Source organism: Acaryochloris sp. CCMEE 5410, from assembly GCF_000238775.2.
In the GTDB taxonomy this organism is placed as follows: domain Bacteria; phylum Cyanobacteriota; class Cyanobacteriia; order Thermosynechococcales; family Thermosynechococcaceae; genus Acaryochloris.
On record NZ_AFEJ02000003.1, the window covers coordinates 1 to 14,771 of the forward strand.

At 46.3% G+C, this 14,771-nt stretch carries 24 protein-coding genes and 1 pseudogene; 13 read left to right on the forward strand and 12 right to left on the reverse strand.

The genetic code is table 11. From position 1 onward, the window contains the following. Nucleotides 1–104: 104 nt before the first annotated feature. The 4 genes from ON05_RS30215 to ON05_RS30230 all read right to left on the reverse strand — a co-directional run bounded on the left by ON05_RS30215 (nt 105) and on the right by ON05_RS30230 (nt 1,020). On the reverse strand, nt 105–290 hold the full coding sequence (locus tag ON05_RS30215; protein ID WP_262562521.1) for a hypothetical protein: 186 nt from the start codon (nt 288–290) through the stop codon (nt 105–107). Continuing rightward, nucleotides 254–394, reverse strand: coding sequence for a hypothetical protein (locus ON05_RS30220; RefSeq protein ID WP_262562522.1), 141 nt, complete (start codon nt 392–394; stop codon nt 254–256). The genes ON05_RS30215 and ON05_RS30220 overlap by 37 nt, the downstream gene beginning before the upstream one ends. A gap of 115 nt (nt 395–509) precedes the next feature. Then, on the reverse strand, nt 510–740 hold the full coding sequence (locus ON05_RS30225) for a hypothetical protein (protein ID WP_262562523.1): 231 nt from the start codon (nt 738–740) through the stop codon (nt 510–512). 46 nt (nt 741–786) lie between these two features. After that, nucleotides 787–1,020 (reverse strand): hypothetical protein, encoded by a 234-nt coding sequence (locus ON05_RS30230; protein WP_262562524.1) that lies wholly within the window; start codon nt 1,018–1,020, stop codon nt 787–789. A 795-nt stretch (nt 1,021–1,815) separates the two neighbouring features. Between ON05_RS30230 and ON05_RS30235 the strand changes: the two genes are divergently transcribed. After that, nucleotides 1,816–1,941: a hypothetical protein gene (locus ON05_RS30235; RefSeq protein ID WP_262562525.1), complete on the forward strand. Its 126-nt coding sequence runs from the start codon at nt 1,816–1,818 to the stop codon at nt 1,939–1,941. 18 nt (nt 1,942–1,959) lie between these two features. Here ON05_RS30235 and ON05_RS38815 read toward each other — a convergent pair. The 4 genes and pseudogenes from ON05_RS38815 to ON05_RS38820 all read right to left on the reverse strand — a co-directional run. Continuing rightward, nucleotides 1,960–2,055 (reverse strand): annotated as a pseudogene (locus ON05_RS38815) (hypothetical protein); the annotation flags it as partial. 95 nt (nt 2,056–2,150) lie between these two features. Then, nucleotides 2,151–2,444, reverse strand: coding sequence for a hypothetical protein (locus tag ON05_RS30240; RefSeq protein ID WP_262562526.1), 294 nt, complete (start codon nt 2,442–2,444; stop codon nt 2,151–2,153). Nucleotides 2,445–3,120: 676 nt separating this feature from the next. Then, nucleotides 3,121–3,387 (reverse strand): 3'-5' exonuclease, encoded by a 267-nt coding sequence (locus ON05_RS30245; RefSeq protein ID WP_262562527.1) that lies wholly within the window; start codon nt 3,385–3,387, stop codon nt 3,121–3,123. A gap of 529 nt (nt 3,388–3,916) precedes the next feature. Further along, a complete protein-coding gene (locus tag ON05_RS38820; protein ID WP_396150613.1) occupies nt 3,917–4,045 on the reverse strand; it encodes a hypothetical protein in 129 nt (42 codons plus the stop codon). A gap of 562 nt (nt 4,046–4,607) precedes the next feature. On the opposite strand from ON05_RS38820, the gene ON05_RS30250 reads away from it, so the two are divergent. From ON05_RS30250 to ON05_RS30275, 6 genes are all read left to right on the forward strand, one after another. Further along, a complete protein-coding gene (locus tag ON05_RS30250) occupies nt 4,608–5,066 on the forward strand; it encodes a telomere resolvase (protein WP_262562528.1) in 459 nt (152 codons plus the stop codon). Beyond that, on the forward strand, nt 5,033–5,251 hold the full coding sequence (locus ON05_RS30255; RefSeq protein WP_262562529.1) for a hypothetical protein: 219 nt from the start codon (nt 5,033–5,035) through the stop codon (nt 5,249–5,251). The genes ON05_RS30250 and ON05_RS30255 overlap by 34 nt, the downstream gene beginning before the upstream one ends. 11 nt (nt 5,252–5,262) lie before the next feature. Then, a complete protein-coding gene (locus tag ON05_RS30260) occupies nt 5,263–5,505 on the forward strand; it encodes a hypothetical protein (RefSeq protein WP_262562530.1) in 243 nt (80 codons plus the stop codon). A 268-nt stretch (nt 5,506–5,773) separates the two neighbouring features. Continuing rightward, nucleotides 5,774–5,986 carry a hypothetical protein gene (locus ON05_RS30265; protein ID WP_262562531.1) on the forward strand — a complete coding sequence of 71 codons (213 nt, stop codon included), beginning with the start codon at nt 5,774–5,776 and terminating at the stop codon, nt 5,984–5,986. Nucleotides 5,987–6,554: 568 nt separating this feature from the next. Beyond that, nucleotides 6,555–6,866 (forward strand): hypothetical protein, encoded by a 312-nt coding sequence (locus ON05_RS30270; RefSeq protein ID WP_010469764.1) that lies wholly within the window; start codon nt 6,555–6,557, stop codon nt 6,864–6,866. A 51-nt stretch (nt 6,867–6,917) separates the two neighbouring features. Next, a complete protein-coding gene (locus tag ON05_RS30275) occupies nt 6,918–7,139 on the forward strand; it encodes a type II toxin-antitoxin system Phd/YefM family antitoxin (protein ID WP_316964647.1) in 222 nt (73 codons plus the stop codon). Between the two features lie 710 nt (nt 7,140–7,849). Here the strand turns inward: ON05_RS30275 and ON05_RS30280 are convergent. The 4 genes from ON05_RS30280 to ON05_RS30295 are packed head-to-tail and all read right to left on the reverse strand — an operon-like array spanning nt 7,850 to nt 10,277. Next, nucleotides 7,850–8,263: a TniB family NTP-binding protein gene (locus tag ON05_RS30280; protein WP_262562532.1), complete on the reverse strand. Its 414-nt coding sequence runs from the start codon at nt 8,261–8,263 to the stop codon at nt 7,850–7,852. Next, complete coding sequence (locus tag ON05_RS30285) at nt 8,181–8,582, reverse strand: TniB family NTP-binding protein (RefSeq protein ID WP_262562533.1); 402 nt, start codon at nt 8,580–8,582, stop codon at nt 8,181–8,183. Before ON05_RS30285 ends, ON05_RS30280 begins: the two co-directional genes overlap by 83 nt. Before the next feature lie 28 nt (nt 8,583–8,610). After that, nucleotides 8,611–8,754 (reverse strand): hypothetical protein, encoded by a 144-nt coding sequence (locus ON05_RS30290; protein WP_262562514.1) that lies wholly within the window; start codon nt 8,752–8,754, stop codon nt 8,611–8,613. A 56-nt stretch (nt 8,755–8,810) separates the two neighbouring features. Further along, nucleotides 8,811–10,277, reverse strand: a complete 1,467-nt coding sequence (locus tag ON05_RS30295) for a Mu transposase C-terminal domain-containing protein (RefSeq protein WP_262562534.1) — start codon at nt 10,275–10,277, stop codon at nt 8,811–8,813. A 1,674-nt stretch (nt 10,278–11,951) separates the two neighbouring features. Between ON05_RS30295 and ON05_RS30300 the strand changes: the two genes are divergently transcribed. The 6 genes from ON05_RS30300 to ON05_RS30325 all read left to right on the forward strand — a co-directional run bounded on the left by ON05_RS30300 (nt 11,952) and on the right by ON05_RS30325 (nt 14,697). Continuing rightward, nucleotides 11,952–12,158: a hypothetical protein gene (locus ON05_RS30300; protein ID WP_262562535.1), complete on the forward strand. Its 207-nt coding sequence runs from the start codon at nt 11,952–11,954 to the stop codon at nt 12,156–12,158. A 354-nt stretch (nt 12,159–12,512) separates the two neighbouring features. Beyond that, nucleotides 12,513–12,785, forward strand: coding sequence for a hypothetical protein (locus ON05_RS30305; protein WP_262562536.1), 273 nt, complete (start codon nt 12,513–12,515; stop codon nt 12,783–12,785). Between the two features lie 307 nt (nt 12,786–13,092). After that, a complete protein-coding gene (locus ON05_RS30310) occupies nt 13,093–13,548 on the forward strand; it encodes a hypothetical protein (protein ID WP_262562537.1) in 456 nt (151 codons plus the stop codon). Further along, nucleotides 13,545–13,811, forward strand: coding sequence for a sigma factor-like helix-turn-helix DNA-binding protein (locus ON05_RS30315; protein WP_139025943.1), 267 nt, complete (start codon nt 13,545–13,547; stop codon nt 13,809–13,811). The genes ON05_RS30310 and ON05_RS30315 overlap by 4 nt, the downstream gene beginning before the upstream one ends. A gap of 344 nt (nt 13,812–14,155) precedes the next feature. Continuing rightward, nucleotides 14,156–14,335: a hypothetical protein gene (locus tag ON05_RS30320; RefSeq protein WP_029315278.1), complete on the forward strand. Its 180-nt coding sequence runs from the start codon at nt 14,156–14,158 to the stop codon at nt 14,333–14,335. A gap of 59 nt (nt 14,336–14,394) precedes the next feature. Further along, nucleotides 14,395–14,697, forward strand: coding sequence for a DUF6876 family protein (locus ON05_RS30325; protein WP_010476519.1), 303 nt, complete (start codon nt 14,395–14,397; stop codon nt 14,695–14,697). Nucleotides 14,698–14,771 lie beyond the last annotated feature (74 nt).

Here is a 14,771-nt window from a genome sequence, read left to right on the forward strand (position 1 = left end):
CCCCCCTCTGACAGGAATCGAAAAAATTGGTTGAACAGATTACGAAGACTCTTATCAAGGGACTGAGGAGACAGAACACTAAGATGCTGCAATACTCAACTTAACTAAAAGCTGAGAAAAATCGCCAGGTTTCTCATGGAACGGCCATCCTGGACCCCACCCACCATCAAACTCTCATCTAAATAGCGGCTAAATAACGGAAAGCGTAATAACTGATAAAACAGCCCAGAGAAGGCATAGTTAGTGTTGTCCGTTAAATACAGGTGTTGTTGGCCAGCGATCTCGCCCATTTGAGCAAGTCTTCATTCTCCGGCTTGCGCAGTTCTTGGGCAAATAGGGGAACACATTCTTGGTCATAGTATTGCCAAATACCTAGCTGAGCATCTTCAGCCACTTTCTGGCCTGGGGAATTGGGGAATAGAAAGTAAGCGCCCCTATCATTAACCTAATCTCTTCACGATCAAAGAACTGATTCGAGCGCGGTGAATAGACGGGAATACCATTGGCCTCTAGGAACTGGGCCAGGGCAACAACTTTGTCATTCTTGACCGACCGGAAAAGAAATGCAACTTGGTTCCAGTCAGTAAGATGCCCTTGATTGCGAAGATGAGATAGAAAGTCCAGCATTCTCGATGCCAGTCTTCTGGTGTGGGACCCGCAACCTTAATCACACAAGGGACATCAGTAAAATCATCATCACGAGCCTCTATTTGCTTATCAAAGCGAAAAATCCTGGCCATCACACTCCAACCTGATCATTCATCCAGTGTTATAGAACGGACAATATCAGGGTGGAACGATAATTGGTTTGAGCGTACTGTTCACACTGCCAGGAGAACTATTTTTGACTGCAAGATATGCGAATAGTAGCTCCTCTAAGCGATACAGCCCTTGATCATCATCCCAACAACGCAGATTCGGCTGATCCCAGCTAAAGATGAGCAATTGCTCTTGAACCGTATGGTATCTTGATATCATCACCATGAGATAGGTAATGGTCTGACGCAGCTTTGCTAACACCTGCGGATGGCTCTTCAGAGTTTTAAAGCTTCATATTGATAGTTGAAAATCCAGAGCGTTTCTTCATCAGCTGCTGTTGGTAAAGAGTATAGGCATGGCCCAACGCTTTGATCTCACTATGTTCAGCCTGCACTAGAGTTTGAGATCAAGCGCCTCTTCACTGACTACATTCAGCCATCGCAAAGTGAGCTGTTCTATCCCAAGTTTTCTGTCTGGAGTCAGGTCAATGATATGTTCAATACCAGTAAATTCTGATAGTGCGAAACACGTTGATAGAGAATACTGTGATCAACTGATCCATCACGTGAGTTCCGTTGAGACGAGTAACTCTCGTATTCTTCTAGCCAACGTAAACAGATGAGTGGAAGGTGCCTAATACATCTCATTGAGATTGAAGCGATATTCAGCTTCAATAAGCGACTCGCATTCGAGTAGTTAGTTCTTGAGCAGCCTTATCCGTGAACGTGACACAAAAGATTTCAGGTGCAACCTGCCGATGAGTATCAGGTAACAATGCGTTCAACCAGGGTGAAGGTTTCCCAGAACCAGGCCAGCATAATCAAAGTGGCCCATCCGTTTTCTGATCGCCTCAAGTTGTCGAGGATTCGCTTGACTAGAAAATACGATTTCTGTACAGCCTCAACCATATTACCCCTTGCACTCAGATTCAGCTATTTTGAACTATTTATTTACTTCAAAAGCTTGGACACAAATACACAGCTATTCGCCACAAATAGATTATTCACTCTATTTTATCTATTCAGTCAGAAGTACTCATAGAGGCTTCAGCCTCTGATGGCTCTGAAGTTTATAGCTTTGGGAATGCATCCAGAAAGCGGCTTGGTGATTTCGGATATCCGCGATCGCAACTTGGTAGCCGGAGAGATACAACGCCTTCTTAGCTTCGTCATTGCCACATAGAAGGCACGCTTTTCTTCCTCTAATTTGGCCCTTTAAATTTCGAAATCGGGGAACTCTCCTTCTACTGCTCAGCAATGAAACGGTATCAAATTCCAGCCCTTTAGATTGATGCACTGTATGATCGGACCAAATTATCCTCTTCAGACATCATGTCAACATTAGTGGAGCAGGCCGAAAGCACCAATAACTCTCTCAAGGCTGTCTCAGAATCAAGAGTGATTGGATCGTGATCGCGAAAGAATTTCACTAACTTCCATAAATTTACGATTCGGTGAGGTTCTCGCTGATAATACGCATCTATCCAGCCTCCCTAATGATTTGTCGTAGAATTCAGGAGGGCGAGTGACCGACAATGCACTTTTCCATCGATTCATGTCTAAGGCCAAGTCATCAAACAAAGGCGCATAGGCTTGAACAACTTGGCAACGTTCTGCAATATCATGCTGCACCAAGGGAATCAACGAACGAGTAATCGGTTGTAGTTTTCGTATCTTCAAGCGCACTATGAGCCGCCTTTTTGCAGCTCAAAAACTTCGCTAAGGTTTCTAACTTGAAATTTCTTGTTCCTTTAACAAACCGTCGGCAATCTCGCAGGTGTCAGCATACGGAGGGATAGGAATATCAATATCCAAACGTCGAGCATGAGACCTCAACATTTTGATATCGAAGCCGACATTATGTCCCACCCACACAGCATCTTGTGCAAAGTCGATAAATCTTCGAACACAACCACTGCGGAACGTCCTTTAAGCGCTAGTCCTGCTCACTAATGCCATGGATGCGCTCTGATTCTCTATGGGTACTGTATTTTGAGGTAAGCATGAAACACTGTGGCGAAGACTGGCCATTCTCCAACTTAATGCAGCTAACTCAATCACCTCATCACTACTAGCCAACAATCCTGTCGTCTCAACATCAAAGACGATAACTGTGCCAGAGGACCATGCCTTCATAACGGCGCAAATGGGTCTCCATCCTGCAACGTATGACATTGGATAAATCCGTGAGTCTCAAGCCACAAGAGCTGCCAGACGCAATAATTTTGCCCACGGTTGCCGATCCAACCTTCTCGACAAGCGAAGTAATATTCGTCGCAAACTACCAGTATCAATGGGTTGCTTAGGAGTTTTAGATATGAGATCGCATCTTTCACTTCCTGACGTCGGAAAATGCAATTCCTCAACCGTGACGCAAGCACCTGTGCTTGGCTAAGACACCTAACACGGCACTCGCTCTTCTATGGGTACGGGCAAGGACTGCAACTCGGTAATAGGCGAAGTCAGGATCTACAGCGGCTAAGTCCTGAATTCTCTGGGCAATCCATTGGCCCTCGTCTCTTTCTGTATAGCCTTCATAAACCTGAATTGGGTACCTAACGGGCGATCTTGGCAGGTTGAGAATGCGTATAACGCTGCAAGAAACAGTCAGCAAAAGCGGAGGCAGCATTAACCAGGATCTGCGTTGCCCGGTAGTTTTCGTCAAATGATAGGTTGAGGGAGAAGCAACTCTCAAGGACTCCTTTAACTTGATGGGTTCAGATCCTCGCCACTCATAGATGGTTGATCCAAATCGCCAATCATGGCCAGATTTCTCGAATGTTGGCCAGCATCCATATCACTTCATACTCCGACCAATGAGTATCCTGAACTTCATCGACTTGAATGAACTCAAACACTTACACCATCGCTCTCTAGCTTCAGGTTCACAGACCAACAGGGCACGCACGTAGTAGACTAATCATCAAATCATCGCCTGCCGTTGTTGCAATTCATACTGATATTGGCAGGCAATTTTAAAGCCTTTTTCAGTCATCCTCTCATCAATAAGACTCGTAATCCTGAGGCCGTTCTAAGAGCGCTCCATATTCTCCAGAGGTAAGCTCAGTTTACAGGCTTGGATTTCTGAGTGAGTGGGGAGAGTCTTTACTATCTGAATTCCTGATAGTTCTTTGAGTAGATCTAATGAATCTTGCTCATCATAAATAACGAATTCCTGGCTTAAACCTATTTTGATGCTTCTTGACGAAGATATGAGCACATAATCCATGAAAGGTTTTGACCGTCAATTGGTTCAGTTGATCACAAGCTTTGAGACCATCTTGCATTTGCTGCGCTGCACGGTTTGTAAAAGTCAGGCACAGCAATGTTGGGATGCACTCCCATTCGGATAGCCTGATCGACTCGTGCTGCTAAACAGAAGTTTTCCCAGTTCCCGCTGGAGCTAAAACTAAACCGGACCATTTGTATGGCCAATAATTTTTGCTGTTGGGAATTAGGAAAACTCTAGCACTAGCAATCAAGATACGTCACCACACAGGCTATTTCTTCCAAAGGATTCCCTCTAAATTACTTATCAACAACTTATTCCATCGAAAAAGTGAAAGAAAGAATAAGTTAATATCTTCCTCAAAAACAAATATTATGTTGCAGTCTTAATGGTCTCCCAAGGATCACTATGGCCCTAAGTGGTTAATCAAGATGAACACAAAGACTATCTACACCTTCCTACTTCCACAGCTCATAGTGCTAATTGCTAGTACGTTATAGCTATGCGTTTATGGCTTGAAAAGATCTACAACACTACGTTTTTCCTGCGATCGCATCCCTACAGGACACACCAAAGGACCATGAAATAGCTGACCATTGGACAGCCTGGATGAAACAGCAATGGAAAACCCATGGGTTGGAAACCTTGAATCAGCAAAAGAATCTGATGGTCGAGGTCCGACAAGCTCTAAAGGAAGAGCTTGCAGAGAATCACGTCATTTTGAGCATATGCGCTTCACCACTGACGAGTGGACGGAGATCAACCTTCAGGCAGGCTCTCAACCTCGTGAAGGCAGCATCCATCTCATCACCAATCCTGATGCCATCGTTGCTAAGGCATCACAACTGCTCAAGAGCTGCCAATGGGCAAATATCATCGCGGGACTTACAGTCATTACAGGCCGCAGATGCGCCGAACTGCTCAAAACAGCCACCTTTTCTTACCAATCTCCTTTCAGTCTTTGGTTTACAGGGACACCAAAACTTCATCCAACTAAACCTCATCCTGCTTTCGAGTTGCCGACTCTGTACCTGCTGAACAGGTCATGGACTCAATTACACAGATCCGAGATCTGTTAGATACAAAGTTTATGGATAACCGGGAGATCAATCGTCATTATGGAAATGATGTTGCTCTAGCTTGCGATCTCAATTTCGCCGATCTCATCGATTACCAATCAGTAGAGGGAAACTTATACACCCAGCTCTCCAGAACCATCTATGCTCGCATTGCAACCCATTGGTATGCCCCTCCCAAATTCTAGACATTGACTTTATGGCCGCCATTCAGGGACACTTCATCATCCTGCAAACGAAAGACGTGGAAACGAAGAAATCCCTCGCTAAGAAGCGGCATTATTTTGATTACTTCATTGGCAATGAAATAGGCAAAATCAATAGACAACAAGGGATTCGTTTGCACGATCCAAATGTAAGTGTGCTAGTAGGCTTACACCCGGATGATGGACCTCCACCCAATCACTCCCGAGTGACCAAGCATCAGATTTTCCAGATCTAGAACAAAGGATCGAACCGTCTCCGAACCTCCAAGCAGCCATCCAACACTTCCTTTCTGCACTTGCAACGCTTGAAACTCCTGAAGATATCAGAGAATTAGTCAAAGGCGAGATTTCAAATTCAAGCATTACTCTGATTTTTTGGCGTTTATCAAGTGCCATTCAAGCAGCAGTCCACTCTGGTGATTTACCTCTAATTGACAGTAAGACTGCATCCTGGAAGCGTTACACCAAAGAAGGATAAGTTACGAGGAACGACAACATTATGCCTTGGTCTTTTTAACGAACCCAGACATACCTATTGCAACGCCATCTCCACCTCATCCGGTTTCAACTCCACCTCTAAAAAGCCACACTACACCCACCACCGCGAATCAGAGCTTAGACACCATTTCCCATACTCTCTCTGAGTTATGTCAGACTTTGCTCCAACCACAACAGTCTCATGACAATATCGTGCCCAGCCCCTTAGAGCAGAAATAGATACCTTAATCGCTGCTCTCACTCAGCTATGTCTCGTTTTGCTTCAGCAACAGCAAATTTCTAAGCGCGTATCCAGCCCTTCACCGCCACAAGTTGCACCCCCTATCAAAAGCGAGGCAGGGGGCGTCTAGATCCCGAAGAAGCAAACGCCAAGATTCACCGCGCCATAGATGCCATTATGGCCTTCAACAACACTCCCAACCGGTCTCATGAGGAAATGTGGCGCATTGGGATTTCTTCACTTAAAAGGCTGACTCATTCGTCACAATCTGTCATTCAAAGAGTACATAAGCAAAGGGAAAAAGATATTGATGCCCATCATGAGAAGCATAATTTAGGAAAGTACCATAATCTCCCCATGGACATGCAGGCATAATGATCGATGAGGTTATCAAAGCTCCTGTGAATTCATAAACAGAGGGCAAAGAGCACCTAATGTTTATCTCCAATACCCTCCAGACCTCTAGTACGTTGTTGAGGGCAGATGCGATCTCAGTGAAGCCTCCCATGCTCTCCACCCCTCATGTCGTAAGGTGGCTTCAGAACCATCATTTCTGGAGCAGCATTCATGGCGACAGATATCCCCAAACCGACCGAAGTCATTCAGCAGATGATTGATTTACGGATTCAACTCGCCGAACTAGAAGACCAAATCGAAGCCCTCAAACCGGCTTTCTTTGCAGCCTGTGCAACACAAGGAGACGACAAGTTTGAGCAAGAAGGGGCAATTATCGCGCGACGACTCACACCTGGCAAATGGATATATCCTAACCACATCACTGTCCAAGAGAGACAGCTCAAAATTCTCAAGGAAGAGTTTCGGCAAACCCACGAACCCACAGCAGGCAGGGAGATTATTTGGAGCATCAAATTCCTCTAGAACCTCCCTTTGATCTATGCGTTTTATCCAATAACACTGGAACCAATTGATATGCCAGACGCCACAATCCTATCCATCACTGAAGCAAGCCAAACGCTCTCCGATCTCGTCGATCAAGTGAACGAGTCTCATGAACCGATTATGATCGCAAGCGCGCAAGGCAATGCCGTTTTAGTCAGTGAACAGATTTGGAACGCATTGCAAGAACCCTCTATCTCAACTCCATTCCAGGGGTGTGGGATTCTATTGAAGTGGGCATCCAGACTCCCTTAAAGACTGCTCCGATACTTTAGCTTGGGCAGATCAATATTGAACGTCGCTGGGCCAATCAAGGCGATTTTGCCGCTACCGGTAGCTGATCAGAAGCCATTTCTGCAAACGGTAAATGACAGTATTCACACTCACCAACCTGCCAATGCACTGGCAATTGGAAAGCGTTCCACATCGGGGACAAGCAGACAACAGTTGACGTTGATGACGATCGCAATGCGATATTTCAGCCATTTGCCAAGTCAATTGATGGGATGGAATTTCGGCATAACATAGCGCACAAAGGCGGGTCTGAAATAAAGCTGGGTCTCCTCTGAAACAGCATTAGGCACAGCCGAGCTACTTCCACCCCGTCAAATCAGACAGGATATTGAGCGCAGCAGCATTCGGTATTCGACGACGAGAAGGCGTTTCCCAATAGGCAACCATATAGGATCTAAGTCTCAGCATGGTAGACAGGTGACCACTACTCAGACAATTGGCTCGACGAAAGCGGCCCAAAAATGTCCAAAGCTTTCGTCTGGATAGGGTTGAACCTGAAACATCCAAGGTTGTAATGAGGCAATCGATGGGGGCATCACACTCGAACCACAGCGAAGGCCATCATAATGAACAGGATTTGACCACTTGCCTCAGGAGGCTATATTCAATGCGAGTTCGCCCCATCAGTAAAGTTTGAATGGCTGCTTCTCGGAGAATTTGATCTAAGAGCCCTATATATCCTTGGGTTTTCTGAAGGAGCAGATCTTGAGCTTTAGCACTGGTGAGTTTTGAGGGTTCAGGTAGTTGCAGGATATGCTCTTCCAAAGGGCCGTGGTCTCTCGTAACTCTTCTGAATTTAGACGAGGCATATGATAGGTCAACAGAAATCGATATTTAACTTGCTCATCCCAGCTCAGTACAGCATTAAGACGATCGGTTCCCACTAACACAACTGATATTTCCAACTTGTCGGAAATATCACGGGCCTCAGATATGGCCCGTTCTGTCAGACGTTGCGCTTCATCCAGAATCAGCATCTCAACACCACAGTTGGAGAGAACGTTATACAGCCGTTCTCGTAATTCTGGAATCCGGCCCCTGTTGCCCGATATTGGAGGAGTTGCAACAGACCTGTAAAAAGCCACTCACTGACAAGTTTTCTGGACAATGCCAATAGGCGACTGGAATGATGGGCGCATAGCCTGGGTTCTGCGTGACGGTATGTTTCAAGTGGTAGGTATCACAGCTAATCGTTTTTCCCGTTCGTGATTCTCCAACCACTCGGCAGGATTGACGGGTCAAACGCTTGGCATCTAGCCAGGTATGAAATCGCGTCATCTGAGGCAGCTCAAGAATACGGCGTTTACCTAATTGCCTAATTTGCTCTTCCACATCGATGGGTTCAGCTTGCTCTTCGATAGGGAGCGCTTTAGTGGACGACTCATTCAGATGCTCTGATGCCATAGGGGGTCACTCCATATGTTCAGTGGACTTAGAGGCCATGTTCCCGACGTAGTGTGTCGTAGTCATACACCTGAATCTTAGGCAATGGCTGGGTAACAACGGGTTCATCAGGCGCTTCCTCTTCATTTTCGGTCGATGGTTGAGGGAGCAGGTCAGGTTGCTCTTCAGGCATGGGGAAAGGTTGCTCTAGCAAGTTGTCGATAAACTGGGTGCGATCTCGTACCTCAGCTAAGACGGATTTATTGGTGACTTCTTCTGAGGCTTGGCGCAGACGACGACTGATAGCTTTCGCTTCGGATAAGACAGACGCTCCGTTTCTAAGTTTTGAGCGCGGGCTCGGGTCAGAAAAACGTCTCTGGGGCCTTCTTGCCGATAAATCAGCAAGCTGGTGATATCACGCGGGTCATAACGAAGAACGACTTGTTGTCCGGCATAGCCTGCTAGATATTCACCTCGATAAATAAGGTTGGAGAAGCGAATATACCCACCTCGATAGACTCGGCGACGATCCTGACGCATCAAGAGAAGGTCTAAGTCTCGCTCTTCAATCAACGGGGGTTGGGCAATACGGCCTTCTTCCCAACGGGCTAAACGACTTTGTTTACCTAGACGCGGATCTGGGAGTTGGTTATACCGATCCACGATGTAGCGCACGAGTAAACGCTCTAGTTGATGGAGGGTCAGACGGGCTTCACTTTCAGCCCGTTTGCGGTGGTTCTTGAGGCAATTAGTGGTGTAGCCGGGAAGGGTTGAGAAAAACTCACTATTTAAGGTGCCAAAAGGCCGCTCAACGATCCCGCCATCTGAGGGTTTCCGACGTAAACATAAAACGATGCCTAAGCTGGCAGCGACTTGATCAATATGATGGGACGTAAAGTCACTGCCGCCATCGGTATAGAGGTATTGGGGGACGCCATAGGTGCCCCAGAGGTTCATTAGCTCATACTCAGCTCCGTACTGCTTGGGTAAGATGGCGTGGCGCAGGGCCAAGCAGGTGACGGCGGCACTAGGGTAGGACAGACCTAAGTGAATGCCCATGATGCACCGGGAATAGGTATCAACAATGGTAGTCAGGGTGGGACGACCCAGGATATCACCTTGCTGATCCACAACTAGGATGTCGGCAGGGGTATGGTCGCATTGCCACACCTGATTGCTATATTCGATGTTCAGCTCTATCCCTTTACGAGTGGTGAGCTTTAAGGTTTCTCCATTCCAACCAATCGCTCGACGTTTCTTCTTGAGCGATCGTGACTTCACTTCTGGCTCTAGAATACGGTAGACAGTAGCTCGACTGGGATATTCCGACTGACCGAGTTTTGCAGCCCTACTTTGCACAAGATTAGCAATTTGAGCAGGAGCTGTATGACGCATCCCACGGTTTCCTTTACGGTAGGTTTGCACAATAAACTGATGCCAATCTTCACTCACTTTGAGTTGCCCTTGATCTGAACGAGACTGACGAATGATTCCTTCTATACCTTGCTCACGGAATTGGTGTATCAGGCGACGCAGACTACGATCACTGAGGCTTAACTCTTGAGCGGCCTTTTTTCGCTCTTGGACATATCTCTTGCACCCTTCGTAACTCTTTAACCGTTGCAATACCTCTAGACGGCGCTGCAAGTGATACGGAAGCGGTTCTGTATTGTTCAGAATCTTCTGTTCTACCCCGTCAGCTAATCCTTCTGACAAAGGAGTCTCCGATGTTTGTTCTATAGTTGGTAAAAGTCAGACACGTCGCACTAAACCACTGACAATTTTCAAACATTTTTAGCCCGAGCACGTCTCACGCTATTTGTCCGAAACTCATTTTAAGACTACGAGACAAAAGCGGTGAAACCTTCATCGAAAAAGAAATAGATGCAGCTCAGACAAAGTATAAAACGTCTCACGCTATTTGTCCGAAATAGTTAAGCAAAGTGTCTCACGCTATTTGTCCACAATTCCTATAGCCTTTACCCAGAAATAAATACAGCAAAGTAAAGCTTGATTAAAGAAGAATACTTTTGATAAGAAATGAACAGATCAATCAATTAAAGATGTCGCTGTAATGCTTACTGTAAAATCTTTTAGCTATATCTGGACAAATAGCGTGAGACGATAGGACAAATAGCGTGAGACATGACACTGATACTATTTTATATCACACCTATGAACTTACACCTAAAAATCATATAAGCGATCGCAGATCTACTCTGTGTGACGCAGGATCTCGGATCGGATCGTGTGATCACAGCGCTCATTCAAAAATCTTCCCCTGTGTTATCGCCTGTGCTCCTTACTGTGTATAGCTTATAGACTTTGTAAAGTTGCGCTACAATTTCCAATTCTACCCTTGCCTCTTTCTTATACCTATATGCTTCTCGTACCTATTTATTAATTCTCATATCTTAAATACTTGACTTTAGGTGTGAATATTGCTATATTAGGTACAGGTTGAGAGACAGGCCGTTCCTGCTCCACTCATTACTTCCACAACTAAATAGAACTGCGACGAATGCAGAAGGCTTATAGACTGCCGCTCCTAGCCGTACCTATAAGGATTGCACCGCACCTCGAAGGATCAGTAGAGGGTTCTATTACCCCCACAATTTGCACCCTACAAAGGACGATGACCGTATGGTACACCCCACGCTTACCCAACGTTCTAAAGCCTGGATCTCGCTCAATAAAAACTAGGCTTCGACCTGGAAATTCCCCTGTTGATGCGTCTCATTTATGCGATACCTTGACCCTATTGAACTGATCGAACTGAAAGCAAATATTGATGCCGCTATAGAGTCTAAATTATTTGAAGCTACTACAGAATAAGGATTATAGCTCTTTTCTTTCTTATGTAATTTGAACTTATTTTTACATAAGAAAGTCATACGGAGGCCCGCCGCAATGCCCAAACCCTCTGACTACCGCTTGCTCTTACTCCTGGTCTTGGTGATCATTGTGCTCGACATTTGTTCACAGGCCAGATCACAGCCTCAAAACCATTTCCCTTCAGTCATACCTTCCACGCTGTTCTAATCCATCACTAGCCATCTGTTCTTTGCGATCGCAATCGGAGGCCATCATGACAGCCACTCAAATACTGCCCAGGAACAACTTCTCGACAGACCGCTAGGATTTGGTGAAAGTCCTAGCGCTATTGCCATATTCTGCAATCGAGCTAACACTCATACTTGGTATACCCTCGATTCTAATTCCCAACCCAAGAAATCCCTCATCCTGCTCTCACTGGCTTCCTCAAAGCCTGGAGTTCATCAAAGGGGAATACAAAAGGAAACCCACCTGTAAATCAGAGTCAAGCTTCAGGCGCATCGTCCCTGCACCCTGGAAGCTGGTGCTGAGTCCGTCTTCGCTAAAGGCTTATTGATGGCGATCGCGAATCTCAATACGAAACAGCTCCTTCAGCCCATCACCATCGAGGCCGTCCCTTCAGATCAAGATGACAAGGTGCTGTTCTGCCGGGTCTGGTTGGGCACTCAAAAGGTCTTCCAACGGTGGGATGAAACAACCCATTGGCGCGATGTTGCCAAGAAAGCTATCGATAATGTCGCTCCCCTGCAACCGCAAGGTTGACTTTGAATGCTGAGATCGCCCCCAAACGGATGGGGGTGATCACTAACCGATGATAAGACCACGCCACAATGAGGGCTGCATCATGCAAATGTATAAACTCACTTTCCCAACCCAAAACCTCTACTCAACTCCAATGGATTGCCAATGTGCCCACGGCCAACAAGAGGAATACGGGGGAGAAGTTCTACCCTGTTTTGATTGCTTCTTGACGGATGGCAGCACCCGAGAGGATGGATCGGTCGCCATTCTCTCCCGTGAGTGGCTGACTATGACTGAACTGGAGAAATATAATTCAACGCGACAACATACCCAAGAAGTTTGGGAGCGGGTAACGCCTGCTGTTGCCAATACCCCATGTATCAGGTGGTTAAACATGATGTGCCGTTCAATGTCATGGATCGACTGGCTGCTGAACAATTCCTGGAGCAGGATGAGGATGACCTGTGCTCGATGGAGCCCTGTCAAGATTGCATTTGGACATATACCGAAACCTGCCCTGACTCGGATTTTGATCCCTATATGACTGCCCGCTCCCGTGAATGGCTCTCTGCTAATCAATTAAACGAGCGGAATACACACCTAGAGTTCCTTGGACAAGCCTGGGTAATCGCTTCCCAATACTTCTAACTGTTCTGTAACTGCGATCGCAGATGCTCATCGTTGGGGATACTACCTGCGATCGCAAGGACAAATTGCGTGAGACAAAAGGACAAATTGCGTGAGACACGACAGCAACAATAGCCTATCTCCACAATGTTGAGAATGGAGTCAATAGCTATATCCCCGCGAGCTGCCCCCAGTCCCTCGGCCAACCCATCGCTGGAATACCTATAAATTCGTTGTTTTTCCTAAAGGCAGTACTTGTCTCTTAAAACAGCTATTGAGTATAGTTCTCAGCTACTCCTAACGACACATTCATAGAGGGTATTTCACCATGACCTATACCACTCCTTTCCCAACTCATCAGGGAAAACAACTCTCTGATCGACGATATCTAACCACTGATGAACAATTAGCCTTAGTCTCTCAAGTTCAGGCCCGTACCCTACTCCTCAAACAGAAGAAAGCAGGGCTAACCCTCGAAGAAACAAGGATTTGCCTTCGCGGTGAACGCGCACTCAAAGCACTCGTGGAGGGACATCACAAAATGATTTGGTTGATGATCCATCGCTTCAACTTTTCCGATCGTCTGACCACAGATGAGCTGTTCCAAATCGGCATCATCACCATTGAAAAGGCCGCTAACTACTACAACCCCACTCGGCCTGGACGATATAGAAGATTCTCAAGCTGGGTCTTTTCCTCCTCAGACAGAAGTTCCGCAACCTCTTCAAGCAAGAGCTGGGATATGAGCACAAACGCAAAACACTGTATGGGCAGCTCAGGATGAATGCTCCTCTATGCAATCATGACACCCCTCAAGACTTCGCCATCCTCGAAGAGTTGAAGCAACTGCTCAAGCCCCTCTCCAAGACGCTATCGTTCAAAAAGCAAATCCATGCATTCCGGGCCTTTTACCTGGACGGTGAAACCACTCAGCAGATTGCCCTCAGCCTGGAACTGACGGTTGGCAGTGTCAAAGCCTATCTCTACGAAGCCCGAAAACAACTCAGGGGCAATCCCCAGATCCAAGAATGGGTAAGGCTGTACTGAACTTTCCTTTGGCCAGGGGAAAACCCTATCCGCCTAGCTGGAATGCTAACCCCTGTGCGATCACAAACCCCTACTGCCGGGGATATAGCCTGCGATCGCAAAACCTCTTTCTACAAATCAATATCCCAATCAAAGAGACGATCTATGAAAAGATTCACTCTCTCTTTCTCCCGTGTCCTTCAACGACTCAAGGACCATTTCAAGCTGCAACAATGCGCTTCCTGTGGACTGTGGTACAGAACACTGGAGCTTGACCAAGATGGCATCTGCCACGACTGTGGGCGCTATCTCTGATGAGGCAATACCCCTCGTATAGCCAATAATTACGCCTTGGAGGGCTCACCATGACTCCTTTCGATTATGAACTTGCCAAGGGCAATTTAATCAGCGCTATCAATCTCGCGATCCAGGATGCAAACCAAGCTCTTGACGATGCCGAAAACGCGATCACTAACCTCAATAAACGACAACTACATATCCATCATCTCGCTCAAAACGCTCTCAACAAGTTTCAAAGACTGTAAACGAAGCACCTTACTTAACTGCTTCAACCCTCTCGCTACAAATTTCAGAGGAAACATTTATGCTAACTGCTTCTGAACTGCTTGCTGATCTTGATCATTACTATTGCACTACACAACATTACAAACACCCCTTTGGCCTTCTCTATACCGATGGCGTTAAGGCACTGGCTATGGGTGGGGAATGCTACTGGCTCATCGATGCGATCGCGAGTTATCAACCTGGAAAAGTCATTCGCGCTAATCCCACGCTCTTAGAGTTCCAGCGCTGGATGTTAACGGTCAATCCTGACAAAAGTGCGCTCTTGGCTTGCTACGAAGATAGTCCCGAAACCCATAGAACAAAAAGGGTTGTGACTTTGTAGATCCTGCTAAGAGACTAGTGCCAGATCTTCAGGCAAGCAGGTTCTTATTACACTAAATTTCAGTAAGCCAGATA